16 protein-coding genes are annotated in these 15,873 nt (G+C 71.4%); 10 read left to right on the forward strand and 6 right to left on the reverse strand.

All coding sequences use genetic code 11. From position 1 onward, the window contains the following. Window positions 1-13 precede the first annotated feature (13 nt). Window positions 14-937: a TauD/TfdA family dioxygenase gene (locus tag ACTMTI_RS16920; RefSeq protein WP_441121641.1), complete on the reverse strand. Its 924-nt coding sequence runs from the start codon at window positions 935-937 to the stop codon at window positions 14-16. Window positions 938-1,408: 471 nt separating this feature from the next. Here ACTMTI_RS16920 and ACTMTI_RS16925 point away from each other — a divergent pair, with 471 nt between their 5' ends. Further along, window positions 1,409-2,281, forward strand: a complete 873-nt coding sequence (locus tag ACTMTI_RS16925) for an alpha/beta hydrolase (protein WP_441121304.1) — start codon at window positions 1,409-1,411, stop codon at window positions 2,279-2,281. A gap of 87 nt (window positions 2,282-2,368) precedes the next feature. Beyond that, window positions 2,369-3,205 carry a siderophore-interacting protein gene (locus tag ACTMTI_RS16930; RefSeq protein ID WP_441121305.1) on the forward strand — a complete coding sequence of 279 codons (837 nt, stop codon included), beginning with the start codon at window positions 2,369-2,371 and terminating at the stop codon, window positions 3,203-3,205. Window positions 3,206-3,308: 103 nt separating this feature from the next. Here the strand turns inward: ACTMTI_RS16930 and ACTMTI_RS16935 are convergent, their stop codons facing one another. Then, window positions 3,309-5,036: a glycoside hydrolase family 35 protein gene (locus tag ACTMTI_RS16935; RefSeq protein WP_441121306.1), complete on the reverse strand. Its 1,728-nt coding sequence runs from the start codon at window positions 5,034-5,036 to the stop codon at window positions 3,309-3,311. A 117-nt stretch (window positions 5,037-5,153) separates the two neighbouring features. On the opposite strand from ACTMTI_RS16935, the gene ACTMTI_RS16940 reads away from it, so the two are divergent. The 4 genes from ACTMTI_RS16940 to ACTMTI_RS16955 all read left to right on the forward strand — a co-directional run bounded on the left by ACTMTI_RS16940 (window position 5,154) and on the right by ACTMTI_RS16955 (window position 8,448). Then, window positions 5,154-5,984: a helix-turn-helix transcriptional regulator gene (locus tag ACTMTI_RS16940; protein ID WP_441121307.1), complete on the forward strand. Its 831-nt coding sequence runs from the start codon at window positions 5,154-5,156 to the stop codon at window positions 5,982-5,984. A gap of 235 nt (window positions 5,985-6,219) precedes the next feature. Next, window positions 6,220-6,915 carry an ABC transporter permease gene (locus tag ACTMTI_RS16945; RefSeq protein WP_441121308.1) on the forward strand — a complete coding sequence of 232 codons (696 nt, stop codon included), beginning with the start codon at window positions 6,220-6,222 and terminating at the stop codon, window positions 6,913-6,915. After that, on the forward strand, window positions 6,908-7,696 hold the full coding sequence (locus ACTMTI_RS16950; protein ID WP_441121309.1) for an ABC transporter permease: 789 nt from the start codon (window positions 6,908-6,910) through the stop codon (window positions 7,694-7,696). Before ACTMTI_RS16945 ends, ACTMTI_RS16950 begins: the two co-directional genes overlap by 8 nt. Before the next feature lie 2 nt (window positions 7,697-7,698). After that, entirely contained in the window at window positions 7,699-8,448 is a 750-nt protein-coding gene (locus ACTMTI_RS16955; RefSeq protein ID WP_441121310.1) for an ABC transporter ATP-binding protein, read from the forward strand. Here ACTMTI_RS16955 and ACTMTI_RS16960 read toward each other — a convergent pair. Beyond that, a complete protein-coding gene (locus ACTMTI_RS16960) occupies window positions 8,442-8,882 on the reverse strand; it encodes a hypothetical protein (RefSeq protein WP_441121311.1) in 441 nt (146 codons plus the stop codon). The genes ACTMTI_RS16955 and ACTMTI_RS16960 overlap by 7 nt on opposite strands. A 154-nt stretch (window positions 8,883-9,036) precedes the next feature. Between ACTMTI_RS16960 and ACTMTI_RS16965 the strand changes: the two genes are divergently transcribed. Both ACTMTI_RS16965 and ACTMTI_RS16970 read left to right on the forward strand, forming a co-directional pair. Then, complete coding sequence (locus tag ACTMTI_RS16965; RefSeq protein WP_441121312.1) at window positions 9,037-9,576, forward strand: MFS transporter; 540 nt, start codon at window positions 9,037-9,039, stop codon at window positions 9,574-9,576. Window positions 9,577-9,623: 47 nt separating this feature from the next. Further along, a complete protein-coding gene (locus ACTMTI_RS16970) occupies window positions 9,624-10,343 on the forward strand; it encodes a YcnI family copper-binding membrane protein (RefSeq protein ID WP_441121313.1) in 720 nt (239 codons plus the stop codon). A gap of 247 nt (window positions 10,344-10,590) precedes the next feature. Here ACTMTI_RS16970 and ACTMTI_RS16975 read toward each other — a convergent pair whose 3' ends face one another. From ACTMTI_RS16975 to ACTMTI_RS16985, 3 genes are all read right to left on the reverse strand, one after another. After that, window positions 10,591-11,529, reverse strand: coding sequence for an ABC transporter permease (locus ACTMTI_RS16975; protein ID WP_441121314.1), 939 nt, complete (start codon window positions 11,527-11,529; stop codon window positions 10,591-10,593). A 61-nt stretch (window positions 11,530-11,590) separates the two neighbouring features. After that, window positions 11,591-12,565, reverse strand: a complete 975-nt coding sequence (locus tag ACTMTI_RS16980) for an ATP-binding cassette domain-containing protein (RefSeq protein ID WP_441121315.1) — start codon at window positions 12,563-12,565, stop codon at window positions 11,591-11,593. Further along, a complete protein-coding gene (locus ACTMTI_RS16985) occupies window positions 12,562-13,704 on the reverse strand; it encodes a LolA family protein (protein WP_441121316.1) in 1,143 nt (380 codons plus the stop codon). The genes ACTMTI_RS16980 and ACTMTI_RS16985 overlap by 4 nt, the downstream gene beginning before the upstream one ends. Before the next feature lie 127 nt (window positions 13,705-13,831). Here ACTMTI_RS16985 and ACTMTI_RS16990 point away from each other — a divergent pair, with 127 nt between their 5' ends. Together ACTMTI_RS16990 and ACTMTI_RS16995 are read left to right on the forward strand one after the other, a co-directional pair. Beyond that, window positions 13,832-14,506: a response regulator transcription factor gene (locus ACTMTI_RS16990; RefSeq protein WP_441121317.1), complete on the forward strand. Its 675-nt coding sequence runs from the start codon at window positions 13,832-13,834 to the stop codon at window positions 14,504-14,506. Beyond that, window positions 14,499-15,845 carry a sensor histidine kinase gene (locus tag ACTMTI_RS16995; protein ID WP_441121318.1) on the forward strand — a complete coding sequence of 449 codons (1,347 nt, stop codon included), beginning with the start codon at window positions 14,499-14,501 and terminating at the stop codon, window positions 15,843-15,845. The genes ACTMTI_RS16990 and ACTMTI_RS16995 overlap by 8 nt, the downstream gene beginning before the upstream one ends. The last annotated feature ends 28 nt before the right edge of the window (window positions 15,846-15,873 follow it).

Here is a 15,873-nt window from a genome sequence, read left to right on the forward strand (position 1 = left end):
GGGGTCCGGGCGTTCACCGGTCCGATCGTGCGGCGTCGAGCCAGAGGCGGAGGAGATGGCGGCGGCGCTCCGGCTCCGGGTGGTCCTCATAAGCGGTGCGGCTGTGCAGGACGACGTGGTTGTCGAGGAACTGCATGTCGCCCTCACGCAGGTCCATGGTGAGCGCGAACCGGGAGTCGTCGGACAGCCGGTCGAGGAGGTCCATCGCCTCCTCCTGCGCCGGGGTGAACGGGGGCACGCAGGCGCCACGCTGCGCCGAGCGGATGTAGTCGGGGCCGTAGGCGATGGACACGCCGCCGCCGGCGCGCGGCGTGCAGATCGGCTTGGTGTAGAAGCTGTCGGGGCCGTCACCGGTGCGCCTGTCGTGCCACCACGGCTGGTAGAGCACCTCGGCCAGGTCCGGGCGCGTCCGCACCACCTCGTTGTGCACCGCCACGGAGCTGACGACGGCGCTCAGCCCGCCGGATTTCGCGGGGCGCAGGCAGAGCAGGGCGACGATGTCCGTGGGATCGCTGTGATAGCCGAGCCGGCCACTGTGCTGGTAGCTGCGCGTCTGACCGCGGGACGGGTCGGCCCCGGTGTCGCGCACGTGCATCAGCGGCTCCCCGCCGGGTCCCTGCGGGACGATCGCGCCGACGTGGCCGGCCAGGCCGAGCGCGGCGATCTCGCACTGGCGCTCGCTCATCGCGCCGACGGGCACGCCCTGGATCAGCGCGAATCCGCGACCGCCCACGAGCTCGTCCCGGACCCGCCGCAGGACCGGCCCCAGTGCCGGCAGCGGGAACGCGTTCCGGTCGATCTCGTCAGCCTCCACCGCCCGGACCGCGTCGAGCACTTCCTGCCGGTGCCTCTCGTCGAGCACCACTTTCCAGGCGTCGCTGTCGCGGATCTCCGCTCCCAGCCACTCCCCCGAGCCCAGCATTTCCACGGCCACCATCCGAGCCACCGCCTCTCCGCGGGTCAGTCCGTTTCCTCACCATGCCTTCCTGGCTCGGTCGCGGCACCGCCTCATCGCCCACGGCGGAACGTCTTCTCCGAGAGCGGAAACACGCCCCACCTCCGGCTGAGCAGCGGGCTCGGCAGCGGGGAGGAAGGTCAGCGCCCGGCAACGCGAGCCGCCCTTCGTCTCCCGATACGGCATGGCGGCGGGAAAGTTTTGTGAAAGTTGGCTCTGGCGGGGCAGAAGAGGGCGATGACGCCCATCAGCCCGACACAACGCCGAAATATCCCCGTAAGGCACGAGATACTTACTGGCCGGTAGGACGATGGCCAAGAGGGGAAGAAGGTCATCGGAGGGCAAATAATGCAAATCGATGGGGATGTGGTTCCGGGCTACCCCTTGAGCTGGCAGGCCCGTGCGTTGACCAGCCTGATGCGCGGGACCTTGAAGCCGGTTTCCAGCCTCCTGATGCGCCATCACCTCGCGTTGGTCGGGGCGGCCATGCTCGGCGATGTCACGCGGCTGATCCAGGTGCCCCATCCGGCGCACGTCACCATCGTGCCCGCCGCCTTCTCGTCGTGCGGTGGTGAGTGGGTGCGCGGCGGTCAGGGGCTCGACGAGCGCAAAGCGGTGCTCTACTTCCACGGCGGAGGCTATTTCTCCTGCTCCCCGCGTACGCACCGGTCGATCACCTGGCGTCTGTCGGTGACGGCCAGGCGGCCGGTCCTGGCCCTCGACTACCGCCAGGGCCCCGTGCACAAGCTGGCGGACTCGCTGGCCGACGCGCTGGACGCCTATGACTGCCTGCTGCGCCGCGGCCACGCCCCCGGGGACATCATCTTCGCAGGGGACTCCGCGGGCGGCCATCTGACGCTGGCGACCCTGCTGGCGCTGCGCGACCAGGGGCGCCCGCTGCCCGCGGCGGCGATCTGCCTGTCTCCGTGGGCCGACCTGACCGACTCCCCGCGCCGCGGCAACCGCTGGCAGGACCCCTTGCTCCCGGCCAGCCGCGTGCGCTGGCTGGCGCGCCGGTGGACCTCGGGACTGGATCCGCGCGATCCGCTCGTCTCGCCGGTGCACGGCGACTTCACCGGGCTGCCGCCGCTCATGATCGTGACCGGTTCGACGGAAGTGCTGCGGGACGAGGCCAGGCGGGTGGCCGAGCGGGCGCGGTGCCACGGGGTGCCGGTCTGGTACGAGGAATGGGACCGGATGCCGCATGTCTTCCCGATCCTGGCGGACGTGCTGCCCGAGGCGCGGCTGGCGTTCCGGCACATGGCGCGCTTCCTGCGCGCGGTGGGCGCCCGCCCCGCGTCGATGGATGACACGGCGGCCGCCTGATAGATCGCCGATCCGGTACGACTGGCGAGGCACGCCCGGCAGACGATAAGGTTAGGTATACCTAAATTCGTCAGGGGGCCTTCCCATATGGCTGAGAAGCCGGCAGATCATCATCGGGGTGTCGTGCTGCGGACCGAGCGGCTCTCGCCGCACATGGTCCGCGTCGTGATCGGCGGCGACGGGCTGGCCGACTTCGCCACCTACGGCCTGACCGACCACTACGTGAAGATCGTCTTTCTCGTCGAAGGTGCCGATTATCCCCAGCCGTTCAGCGTGAAGGCGTGCCGGGAGACGATGCCGCGCGAGCTGTGGCCGCGGCTGCGCACCTACACCGTGCGCGCCTGGGACCCGGACACCCGCGAGCTGACCATCGACTTCGTGGTCCACGGCGACGAGGGACTGGCCGGGCCGTGGGCCGAGCGCGCCGTGCCCGGGGACGTCGTCTACCTGCTCGGCCCCGGTGGCGGCTACGCGCCCGACCCCGCGGCGGACTGGCACCTCATGGTGGGCGACGAGAGCGCGCTGCCGGCCATCGCGGCCTCGCTGGAGGCGCTGCCGGAAGGCGTGCTGGCGCACGTCCTGGTGGAGGTGGACGGGCCCGAGGAGGAGCAGAAACTCGGCACGGCCGCCGACGCGCGCGTCACCTGGCTCCACCGGGGCGGCCGTCCCGTGGGCGAGGCGCTGGTGGACGCGGTACGCGGGCTGGAGTTCCCGGACGGCGCCGTGCACGCGTTCGTGCACGGCGAGGCCGGGTTCGTCAAGCAGCTCCGCCGCCACCTGCGCATCGACCGGGGGATCGGCCTCGATCAGCTGTCGATCTCCGGCTACTGGCGTGCCGGGGTGGACGACGAGGGCTGGCGCGCGGTCAAGCGCGACTGGAACCAGCAGGTCGATGCGGAAGAGGCGGCCGCCATCGCCTCCTGAGGCCGTCGGCCCCTCAGCTCGGCACCTTGGCGTCGCCGCCGTCCAGGCGGGTCACAAGCTCCGCTGGGGAACCTGCGCCGGCGTGACCAGATGGACCGGCGCGTCAGCCCAGGTCCGGCCGTTGCCGGAGCTGCAGGGTCGTGCCGGGCCGATCCAACTCCAGCAGCACGATCTCGTTGAGGCCGGCCCGCAGCAGCGGCGCCGGGATATAGAGGGTGCGCTGCGGGCCCTTGTCCCAGTAGCGGCCTAGCAGGACGCCGTTCACCCAGACGTACCCCTTGCCCCAGTCGGGCAGCGCGAGGAACGCGTCTGCGGGCTCGGCGACGTCCAGCTCGCAGCGGAAGAACGAGCGGGCCTCGCCGGTCACCTCCTCCCGGAACGGCACCGCTGAGACGTCGCGCAGGGGGATCGGTGTCGCGGTGCCGCCGTGCAGGTACTGCTGCTGGTGCAGCACCCCGCCGAGCAGCCCTTTGCGCTCACCCATCAGCGGCCCGTAGTTGGGCCTGCCCATGGACTCCACCAGCAGCTCCACGGTGGCGTTCCCGGGCACCCGCACCTCCGGCGCGGGCCGGTCCCGCTCCAGGACCGCCACGAGCTCGCCGTTCACGAACAGGTGGGCGCGGTCGCGCAGGTCCGGCACGGTCAGCGGGTACGGCTCGCGCGGCCCTGGCACGGTCATCCGATAGAGCACCAGGCCGTGGTCCAGGCCCAGATCCTCGAACGAGGGCGGGGCCGGGGCCGTCACCTCGGGCAGGGCGATCGCCTCCAGCGCGTCGCGCAGCCGTACCGACGCGGTGGGCGCGAACGTCGCCGGCGGCAGGGTCGCGGGCGTGGGCGGCACGTCCGGCAGGTCCTTCGCGTAGCGCGAGAGCACCTCGCGGTAGCGCCAGTACTTGTCCGTGGGCGCGCCGCGCTCGTCGATCGGCGCGTCGTAGTCGTAGGACGTCACGATCGGCCGCCATTCACCGGTCGCCATCTCGCCCGCCCGGTTCGCCCCGGCCCAGGTGCCGGGGTTGCTGCCGCCGTGCGCCATGTAGAGGTTCACCGAGGCGCCTGCCGCGAGCACGCGATCGAGCACGTCGGCGGCGTCCCCGGCGTCGCGCACGACGTGCTGCTGCCCCCAGTGGTCGAACCAGCCGCCCCACAACTCCATGCAGAACAGCGGATCGCCGGGCCGGTGCGCGCGCAGCGTGGCGAAGGCCGTCTCCGGGTCGGAGCCGAAGTTCACGGTGGCGAGCACACCGGGCAGGGTGCCGCCGGTCAGGAACACGTCGCCGGGGCCGTCGGAGGTGAAGAGGGGGACCTCGACGCCACGGGCGGCCAATCCGTCGGCCAGGTGGCGGAGGTAGGCGCGGTCGGTGCCGTAGTAGCCGTACTCGTTCTCCACCTGCACCATGATCACATTGCCGCCTCGGGTGACCTGGCGTCCGGCCACCTCGGGGATGATCCGGTCGAAGTACCGGTCCACGTGCGCGAGGTATTCGGGGTCGCTGGTCCGGATCCGGCCGGTGACCCAGGCGGGCAGGCCGCCGTTGTCCCATTCGGCGCAGATGTACGGCCCCGGCCGCACGATGGCCAGAAGGTCGTGCTCGGCCGCCGCGTCCAGGAAGGCTCCGAGGTCTGCCACCCGGTCGAAGACGCCGGGACGGGGCTCGTGCAGGTTCCACGGTACGTAGGTCTCGACGGTGTTGAGCCCCATCGCCTTGAGCATGGCCAGGCGGTGCCGCCACTGCTCGGGGTGCACGCGGAAGTAGTGCAGCGCCCCGGACAGGACCCGGAACTCTTCACCGTCCAGGCGGAACGCGCCCGCTTCTATCGTGAAATTACGCATTTGTCCTCTTCTGGATAAGATTTCGCGGTCTCAAGCCTGGCCGAGCGGGCGGCGGCCGGCCATGGACAAACCTTCGGCCCTTGTTGGACTTGACGTGTGCGCTGGGAGAACCAACCGATGGCGTTCCAGCAGTGGATGCGCTACCTCACACCAGACCCCCGGCACCGCCGGCTGGGCCTGGTCTGCCTCGGCGTCGGCCACCAGCAGGGCATGCTGCCCACGGTGGGACCGCGCGTCCTGCCCCACCACGTCGCGGTCGTCGTGGACGAGGGCTCGGGCTGGTTCTCGCACGCGGGCGGGCCGCCCGCCGAGGTGGAGGCGCCCGCGGTCATCTGGCTACTGCCCGGCGTCGAACACCGTTACGCACCGCGCGCCCCCGGCTGGAGCGAGTGGTTCGTGGACTTCGCGGGACCGGCCGCGCACGCCTACCAGGACCTGGGCTTCGTCGATCCCGAACGTCCGGTGACGCCGCTCACGACCGCCCAGCCGGCCGTGCACGCCATCGGCCGCATCGCACAAACGGTCCGCCGCGGCGGCCCCTACCTGGAGGTCGAGACGTCGGCCATCGTGCACGAGGTGCTCGTCGCGCTGCGGCACGCCCGCGCCGACGAGGACCCCTTCGGCCACCCGATCCTGGAGAGCCTGGCACGCAACGCGTGCCTGCCCGTCCCGATCTCCGAGCACGCCCGCCGCCTCGGCATGCCGCTGGCCGAGCTGCGCCGGGCGGTGCGGCGGTTGGCCGGGCTCAGCCCCAAGGACTACGTGCTGTCGGTCAGGCTCAACCAGGCCAAGGACCTGCTGGCCACCACCGATCTCCCCATCGCCGCAGTGGCCCGGCGTGTCGGCTACGACGACCCCGCCTACTTCACCCGGCTGTTCACCCGCCGCGCCGGCCTCCTGCCCAGCGAGTTCCGGGCCCAGCAGTATCGAGGTTTCCCGCGGTCGTAGCGTCCTGGCCGGCCCTGCACTGCGTTTATCCCGTTGCGGACCGCTGCCGCCGCGACGCATAATTCCATGCTCTCCATCGGCGGACCCGTGCACGGGTCCGGACACGGCGCGTGTCCGTGTCCTCACACACCGGAGGTGCAAAACCTTCCCCCTCTACGCCCGGCTCGTCCGGTACGGCTTCCGCAAGCACTCCACCTACGTCTGGGCAGCGCTCGCCGGCGCGTTCACCAACAGCGTGTTCGGCGTCCTGCGCGCCTACCTCCTCATCGAACTCTGGCAGGCCCGCCCCGGCCTCGCCGGCTACGACCTGACCGACGCCATCACCTTCTGCTTCGTCACCCAGGCGTTCATCGGGCCGATGCAGCTGTTCGGGGGTGGTCTCGGCATTCCTGAGCGCATCCGCAGCGGCGACATCGCGCTCGACCTGGTCCGCCCGGCCTCGCTCCAGCTGTGGTCGCTGGCCGAGGACCTCGGCCGGGCCGCCTACCTGTTCCTCGTCCGCGGCATCCCGCCGATGCTGCTGGGGGCGGCGCTGTTCGGCATCGTCGTGCCCGCCGATCCCGGGCGGTGGCTGGCGTTCCTGACGGGGTTCGCGATCGCGGTCGTGGTCAGCTTCGGCTGGCGCTACCTGGTCGCGCTGTCGGTCTGCTGGCTGGTCGACGACCGCGGCGTGGCGGTCGCGTCGCTGGTCCTGACCACGTTCTTCAGCGGCATGATGGTGCCCTTGCACATCTTCCCCGGCTGGCTCGGCGACCTGGCCGCGGTGCTGCCGTGGGCGGCCATGGTGCAGCTGCCCACCGATCTCTACCTCGGCAAGGCCCCGGTCCTGGAGACGCTCGCCTTCCAGGTCTTGTGGGCCGCGGTCCTGCTCGGGCTCGGCGCGCTGGGCACCCGGGCGATCCGCCACAAGGTGGTGATCCAGGGTGGTTAGGACGTACTTCCTGCTGGCCTGGACGTGGATCCGGGCCGCCGCGGCCTACCCGCTCTCGTTCTGGCTGATGAACGTGGGCGGCCTGGTCACGGCGACCCTCGACGTGGCCGTCATCCTGGTCGTCTTCGCCAACACCACCGACCTCGGCGGGTTCTCCCGCGAGGAGGTCCTCTTCCTGTACGGAGCCGCCAGCATCTCCTTCACCATCTGCGACATGTTCGTCAGCAACGTCGACCGGGTCGGCCAGCACATCAGGGCCGGCACGCTCGACACGTTCCTGATCCGGCCGGTGAGCGCGTGGATCCAGCTCGCCACCGACCGCTTCAACGCCAACAAGCTGGGGCGGATCGTGCAGGCGGGTCTCGTCCTCGGCTACGCCGTCGCCGCGCTCGGTGTCGACGGGCGGCGCGCCTGGATGATCCCCGTCATGATCGTCACGGGAATCGTGATCTTCGCGGCGATCTGGACGCTGGCCGGGGCGATGCAGTTCGTGCTGACCGACGCGCCCGAGGTGGCCAACGCCTTCACCTACGGCAGCCACCAGCTCAGCCAGTACCCGTTCAGCATCTACGGCCGCGACCTGGTCCGCGGCGTGACGTACGTGTTCCCGCTGGCCTTCATCAACTGGCAGCCCGGCCTGTACGTGCTGGGCCGGGACGATCCGTTCGGCACGCCGGAGTTCATGCGCTTCCTCGGACCGGCCGCCGCGCTGGTCCTCGCCCTGGCGGCCGGGCTCGCCTGGCGGCAGGGCGTCAGACACTACCGATCCACGGGGAGTTGAGAATGATCGAGCTTGACCAGGCGGGACGCTCGTTCAAGGTCAAGAGGAACGTCGTGCACGCCGTACGCGACCTGTCGTTCACCGTGTCGGCGGGAGAGTTCGTCGGCTACCTCGGGCCCAACGGCGCGGGCAAGTCCACCACGATCAAGATGCTGTGCGGCATCCTCACGCCCACCTCGGGGCGGGTACGCGTGGCCGGGCTCGACCCGTCGCGGCGGCGCACCACGCTGGCGCGGCGCATCGGGGTGGTGTTCGGGCAGCGTACGACGCTGTGGTGGGACCTGCCGCTGGCCGACAGCTTCGAGCTGATCCGGCTGCTCTACAAGGTCGACCGCGCGGCGTTCGGCTCCCGGCTGGCCGAGCTGACCGAGACGCTCGACCTGGGGACATTCCTGCGCACGCCGGTGCGGCAGCTCAGCCTCGGGCAGCGCATGCGCGGCGACCTGGCGGCGGCGCTGCTGCACGCGCCCGACGTGCTGGTGCTCGACGAGCCGACGATCGGGCTGGACGTGGTCAGCAAGGCCGGCATCCGTGACTTCCTGCGCCGGGTCAACGCCGAGCAGGGCACGACCGTGCTGCTGACCACGCACGACCTCGGTGACATCGAACGCCTGTGCCGCCGGGTGATGCTGATCGACCACGGGCGGCTGGCGTTCGACGGGACGCTGGAGGACCTGATGGCCACCGCGCCCGACGAAGCCTCGATCGAGGACGTCGTCACCCGGCTCTACACCGGCAGCAGCGCTCAGTAGTAGCTGCCCTCCTGCTGTTCCTCGTAGTCCTCATCCATGTCGTCGCGCTGGCGCGACCAGCGCGACGGCATCAGGACCGGGATGAACAACAGCACGCCCAGCAGGGCGAACACGCCGCTCGTGAGCATGGTCTTGTCGCCCGCGCCGGCGTCCCTGATGATCTGGTTCACCGACGGCTCGGCCGGAATGAAGGAAAGCGCCCGGTTCATGTCGAGCGCGTAGACGACCGTCCAGGCCAGCAGCACCATCGAAGGCACGAACGTCGCCAGCGGCGAGACCCGGCCGGCCACCACCAATCCGACGACCAGCCCCACCGCGGCCATCGCGCCGAGCGCGATCCACATCTGCTGGGGGTCCGGTGGGGGCGCCGCGGCAATGCCGAGGGCCCGCTGCGCGGCCCAGCCGCCGCCTCCCAGAACGGCCACCGTCACCACAAGCCCGATGAGCAAACCACCCAAGTGCCGCAACGTTCTCACCTCTATGTCAACGCGATCGGCACGACCCTAGCGACAAAAGCCGCCATGCGACCAGGCATTGTGCACTCGAGGTCTCATAAGACCCTGCCCCGTGAGACCATGTGGCACACCCATGCGCGCGCAACTCCCCCTGAGACTCGCGCGGACGGCCGCCTTCTCCGCCGTCTGCGTGACCCTTGCCGCACTCTCCCACGTGCTGGGCGGCGGCTCGGCTCCCGCGCCGTGGGCCGCCGGGCTGGGGCTCGCGGCGGTGGCCGGCTTCGGGCTGGCGCTGTGCGGCAGAGAGCGCTCGACCGCGACGATCAACGTCGTGCTGGCCGGGGCGCAACTGGGGTTGCACGAGCTGTTCGCGGTCGACGACACCACCGCCTACGTCTCCGTGCACGGACACGGGGGCGGCTTGGCGATCAACGCCGGCATGCTGCTCGCGCACCTGACGGCGACACTGATCACGGGCCTGTGGCTGGCGCGCGGCGAGGCCGCGCTCTGGTCGCTGCTGCGCCGCCTCGGCCGCCGTCTCGTGCTGCTGCGGCCGGTGGCCGTCCCCGCCGTACGGCCGTCCGTGCCGGTGGTCTTCACCGGGTTCGTCCCATTCCGACCGGGGATTCTCCGGCATTGCGTGGCCAGGCGCGGTCCTCCACTTCCCGCCTGACCATCTGACACCCGTTCTTCTTTCTCTCAGCCAAGTGGAGTTTCGCCATGTCCTTCGTACGCCGTGCCGCGACCGTGCTCGCGGCGGCCACCGCCCTCACCGCCGGCCTCGCCCTGCCCGCGCTGGCCCACGTCACCATCCAGCCGGGCACCGCCGAGCAGGGCGGGTTCACCAAGGTCGCCTTCCGGGTGCCGAACGAGCGCGACGACGCCTCGACCACCAAGATCGAAGTGAGCTTCCCCGCCGACCACCCGCTGGCATTCGTGTCGGTCAAGCCCGTGCCCGGGTGGGAGGTGAAGGTGACGGAGAGCAAGCTGCCCGCGCCGGTCAAGACCGAGTACGGCGACCTGGAGGAAGCCGTCACCAAGGTCGTCTGGTCGGGCGGCAAGATCAATCCGGGCGAGTTCCAGGAGTTCGAGGTGTCCATGGGGCAACTGCCCAAGGACACCGGCCAGCTCATGTTCCCGACGAAGCAGACGTATTCGAGCGGCGAGGTGGTGGACTGGTCCGAGGCGCCGAAGACGGACGGGACGGAGGCCGAGCACCCGGCCCCGCTGCTCAAGCTGGTCCCCGCCGCGAGCGCGTCCCCGTCGGCCTCGGCCGGCGCCGCTGCGGCGGCGGTGTCGCCGACGGCGACTTCGGTGGCGGTGGAGTCGTTGCCGTCGTCTGACGGGACCGCGCGGCTCTTGGGCGGAGCGGGCCTGGCGGTGGGCGTCATCGGCGTCGCGCTGGCCGCCCTCGGCCTCCGCCGCCGCCCGTCGGCCTGACGCCGCTCCCACGCCGGGCGCTCCCAACCGCCCGTCGGCATGACGCCCCTCCCCCGCCGGGCGCTCCCAACCGTCCGTCAGCCTGACGCCGCTCCCACGGCCGGGCGCTCCCAGCGCCCAATGGCCTGACGCCTCCTCTACGGCCGGGCGCTTCCCTGTGCTCGGCCACCGGCGGCCGGGGCCGCACGACGCGGCCGAGCGCCGTCCCGCACGTGCGGGCGGCGCTCGGACTGGGCCGTCAGACCCGTCAGGACGTGATGTCCTTGCCGGAGAAGCGCGCCCACGCGATCGAGCCGAACAACACGATGTACGCCCCGAACGTCAGAAGCCCCTCCCCGAGCGCGCCCATGTCGATCGGGCTGCGCAGCACCGCGTCGAAGTCGGTGAACCTGGTCGGCAGCAGATACGGGGTGATCGGGTCGAGCTGGGGGATGGCCCGCAGCACCTGACAGATGATGACCAGCACCATGGTGCCCGCGATGGCCCCGATGGACACCTCGGTGAACGTCGACAGCGCCAGCCCGATGGCGGCCAGCGCGGCCATGCCGGCGCCGACGTACCCGACGGCGATGAGGATCCGCAGCAGCCCGTCCGCCACCGAGATGGTGGTGCCCGACAGCAGCGTCACCGGCCCCGCCGGGAACAGGACGAGCCCGGTCAGCAGCGCGGACAGCGCCACCACCGCGGTGACCGCGTAAGCGAAGACGACCGCGTTGAGGTATTTGATCGCCAGCAGCCGCGTCCGCCCCGCCGGCGCGGCCAGCAGGTAGCGCAGCGTTCCCGCGCCCGCCTCCCCCGCGATCGAGTCGCCCGCGACCACGCTGATGACGACCGGCATCAGCAGCAGCACGAGGAAGGAGAACGACACGAACGTGAGCATGAGGCTGTTGCCCATGGCGGCCTGGATGATCCCGCCCACCTGGTCGTCCGAGTCGCCGGCGAGCCGCAGGCCGATGCCGATGACGACCGGCACGAGGGCGAGCACGGCGAGCATCACCAGGTTGCGCGGGCGGCGGAAGGTCAAGCCCAGCTCCGAGCCGAGCAGCCGCCAGAACGCCCCCGCTCTTCTGGCCGGCGCCTGCGGCCGGGGCGGTGCGGGCTGCTCGGGCGGGTGGCGTTCGGCGCTGCGCAGCGTCTCCGTCACCGGTACGAGCCCGGGGGTGCGCCGGCTCCCCATCTCAGTCATCGCCGTCCCATCTCCGTCGCCGGCAGGCGCCCCTTCCGCGTCGTTCGCCCGGGTTCGGGTCTCAGCCGTCGACATCGAATCCCTCCCCTGTCAGTCCGACGAACACGTCCTCGAGGCTCGGCCGCATGACCGCCAGCCCCCGTACGGCCACGCCCTCCCCCACCAGCGCGGCGTTGATCTTCTCCGGCGCGTGCCCGCCCAGATCGGCGGTCACCTCCGCGTCCGCTGCCCGCACGTCGGCCAGGCCCAGCCCGCCGAGCACCCGCGCCGCGTCGGCCGCGTCCGGCGTCTCCACCTTGACCCGGGCGACGAGCCCGCTGCTCAGCGAGGCGATCGTGCCCTGCGCGACGAGCCTGCCGGTACGCATGATCGCCGCGTGCGTGCACATCTGCTCGACCTCGGCCAGTAAGTGGGAGGAGACGAAGACGGTGGTGCCGTCGGCGGCGATCTCCTTGACCAGTGCGCGGACCTCGCGAGTGCCCTGGGGGTCGAGACCGTTGGTCGGCTCGTCCAGGATGAGCAGCTCGCGCGGCCCGAGCAGGGCGGCCGCGATGGCCAGGCGCTGGCGCATGCCGAGCGAGTAGTTGCGGTAACGCTTGCCCGCGGCGGCGGACAGGCCCACACGCTCCAGCGCGTCGGCGATCCGCTCCCTGGCGGTGGCGCGGGGCGCGGTCGGGTCGGCGGCGTCGAAGCGCTGCAGGTTGGCCGCGCCGGACAGGTACGGGTAGAAGGCCGGTCCCTCGACCAGCGCCCCCACCCTGGGCAGGGCCTGGGCGGACGGCAGGCCGAGCACGGAGTATTCGCCGGCCGTCGGCGTGACCAGGCCCAGCAGCATGCGGATCGTGGTGGTCTTGCCGGAGCCGTTCGGCCCGAGGAAGCCGAACACCGAGCCGCGCGGCACGGTCAGGTCCAGCGCGTCGACCGCGACCTGGCCGCCGCGGAAACGCTTCGTCAGCCCGCGGGTGACGATCGCGCTCTCCCCCGAGGGCGGGGCCGCCCCGAAGGGCGCCCCCGCTTCCTGCATGACGACGGTCACTTGGTGCCCGCCGCCTTGATGATCTCCTCGGGCGTGACCGCGCCGGCCAACAGGCGGCCGTCGTCGGTCAGCAGGACGGTGACGAGCTTGGTCTTGATCAGCTTGCCGGAGCCCCACGTGCCGCTCACCGGGGTGGCGGACTTGAGCACGCTGTCCATCATGGCGCTCGCGTCGGCGCCCTCGGATCCCTCCGGGACCTGGCTCTGCAGGTCCGACAGTGAGAACGGCACGACCGCGACGCTCGTCCAGCCCTCGCCGACGAGCTTGGCCTTGTCTGCCACGTCCGTGGTCTTGTCCGCGTGCTCCTCGGCCTTCTGGCCGAGGCCCGCTTCGCCGAGCGTGGACTCCTCGATCTTGGCGCCCGCGGGCGGGGTGAAGGTGAAGTTCTCGGCGGCCGGCGGCGTGAACGTCACCTGGGTGAAGCCGACCTGGAACGCGGGCTCCGCCGAGCCCTTGGCGAACACCTGCACCTGGAGCGGCACGTACGTCTCGCCGTCGAGCGCGATGCGTACCTCCTGAACCAGGGAGCCCTCGTCCTTGGGGGACAGCACGAGCTGGTAGGCGGACCGGCCCGCCACCTCCGCCGTGTTGATCACCCGGACGGCGGTGTGCTCGTCGACCCCGGCCAGCACCCGCTGCGCCGCCTGCTGCGGCGTCAGGTCGGTCGGCTGGGGCGTGGGCGCGGCCTGTTGCTTCCCGGCCGGGGCCTTGATCGTCAGCTTGGTCGCGGTGTTGGTGGCGCTGTCCCAGTACCAGGCCTGGTCGCCGTTCACGATCAGGTTGGTCTCGTTCAGCTGGGTCGGCAGGGCCACCCTGAGCTTGTCGGTGGCGCCGTACCAGACCTTCACCTCGTGCGAGCCGGACAGCAGGCTGAGCGGTGACGACGCGCCGCCCATCCCCTGTGGCAGCGCCGGCAGGCCGAGCGACGCCGTCTGCTGGACGGTGCCGGACATCGGCGGGATGCCGCCTTCCTTGCTGGTCGCCGCCGCGGCGTCGGCGAGCAACTGCTCGGCCGAACGCTCCGGCAGCACGGGTTCGCCGCTGACCGCGGCTATGACGGGGCCGGCGCCGATCGCGGCTCCGATCACGGCTGCGGCCGCGATCGGGACCCCCCACCTCACGAGCGTGCCTCTACGCATCTCACTCCTTAACCGTATGTCGATGCCTAGAGCCTGCGTCACGCATCCTTAGGGGGACCTGAGACAGTCTGAGACGTCTCTCAGGCTTCTCAGCGTCGTCTCAGCGCCGGAACAGGAGAATTGGCACATGAGGGTACTTGTGGTCGAGGACGAACGGCGGATGGCGGCCGCTCTCCAGCGCGGGCTCCAGGCCGAGGGCTTCGCCGTGGACCTCGCCCACGACGGCGAGGAGGGACTGCACGCGGCCCGGCAGGGCGAATACGACGTCGTGGTGCTCGACATCATGCTGCCGAGGCTGTCGGGCTACAACGTGTGCAAGCGGCTGCGCGCGGAGGAGAACTGGGTACCGATCCTCATGTTGTCGGCCAAGGACGGCGAATACGACATGGCCGACGGGCTCGATCTGGGGGCCGACGACTACCTGACCAAGCCGTTCTCGTACGTGGTGCTGGTGGCCAGGCTGCGGGCGCTGCTGCGGCGCGACGCGGGGCGGCGGCCGTCGGTGCTGACGGCCGGCGACCTGTCGCTGGATCCGGCGCGGCGCCGGGTCGAGCGGGACGGGAGCTCGATCGAGCTGACGCCGCGGGAGTTCGCGCTGCTGGAGTACCTGATGCGCAGGCGCGACGAGGTGGTGTCGAAGTCGGAGATCCTCGAGCACGTGTGGGACACCTTCGACACCGACCCGAACGTGGTCGAGGTGTACGTCGGCTACCTGCGGCGCAAGATCGACGCCCCGTTCGGCAGGAACGCGCTGCAGACCGTGCGCGGCGCGGGCTACCGGCTGGCGGGCGACGGTGGCTGAGTCGCCGCTGGTCTGGTGGCGGCGGCAGGGGCTGCGGTTCAGGCTCAGCGTGGCGGCCGCGGCGGTGCTCGCGCTGGCGTTGGCGCTGTCGGCGTCGGTGCTGGTCAGCGTCCTGGACCGGGCGCTGATGGACACCGTGGACCAGAGCACCAGGCAGCAGGCGCAGACCGTGCGCGTAGCGGCCGACGCCGGCACGCTGACCAGCCCGATCACCACCCACGACGGCACGATCGTGCAGGTCATCGACGCCCAGGGGCGCATCACGCACGTCACGTACGGCACCGACCGGCTGGTGCCGCTGCTGGACGCCGCGGCCCGGGCGAAGGTGCTGCGCGACGGGCAGGCGACGCTGCTGGACGGCCGGCCGTACGCGATCTCCGGATATCTGCGGGTGATCGTGCTCAGCGCGGACCGCGGGCAGACCGTGATCGCGGCCAGGCCCATCAACGAGATCCAGACCAGCCTCGCCACGGCCGGCCGGGTCCTGCTGATCGGCACGCCCGCGCTGGTCGTGCTGCTGGCGGTGGCGAGCTGGATCATGATCGGCCGGACGCTGCGCCCGATCGCCGCGCTGCGCATGGGCGCGGCCGACATCACCCACACGGCCAGGTCGCGCCGGCTGCCGGTGCCGCAGTCGCGGGACGAGGTGCACTCGCTGGCCACCACGCTCAACGACATGCTGGCCCGGCTGGAGGAGGCCGAGCAGCGCCAGCGGGCGCTGGTGTCCGACGCCGCGCACGAGCTGCGCAGCCCTCTCGCCAGCATCAGGCTGCAACTGGAGGTGGCGCTCGGCCATCCCGACGGCCAGGACTGGCAGGAGACCGCCGAGGGCGTGCTGGAGGACACGATGCGGCTGTCCAGGCTGGCCGAGGACCTCCTGGCGCTGGCCCGGCTGGACGAGCGCGGCGGCGTACCGGCCAGGAGCGAGCCGGTCGACCTCGACGAGGTGGTGCGCCAGATCGTCGACAGGTACGGCGAGGCGAGCCTGAGGGTCTGCGACCCGGTCGTGGTCCGCGGCGACGCGCTGGACCTGAGCCGGGTGCTGACGAACCTGATGGACAACGCGGTGCGCCACACCTCCTCCAAGGTCGAGGTCGCGTTGACCGGCGACGGCGTGCTGACGGTCGCCGACGACGGTCCGGGCATTCCCGAGCAGGACCGCGAGCGCGTGTTCAACCGCTTCACCAGGCTCGACTCCGGGCGCAGCCGCGACGAGGGCGGCGCCGGGCTCGGGCTGGCCATCGTGCGGGAGACCGTGCGGGCGCACGGCGGCACGGTGGCTCTGGAGGACGCCGAGCCGGGGCTGCGGGTCGTGGTGAGGCTGCCGGTGTCCCGATAGGGACGGCGCTCTCGGGGGGCGCCCATAT

Source organism: Nonomuraea sp. H19 (assembly GCF_052068215.1).
Lineage (GTDB): Bacteria > Actinomycetota > Actinomycetes > Streptosporangiales > Streptosporangiaceae > Nonomuraea.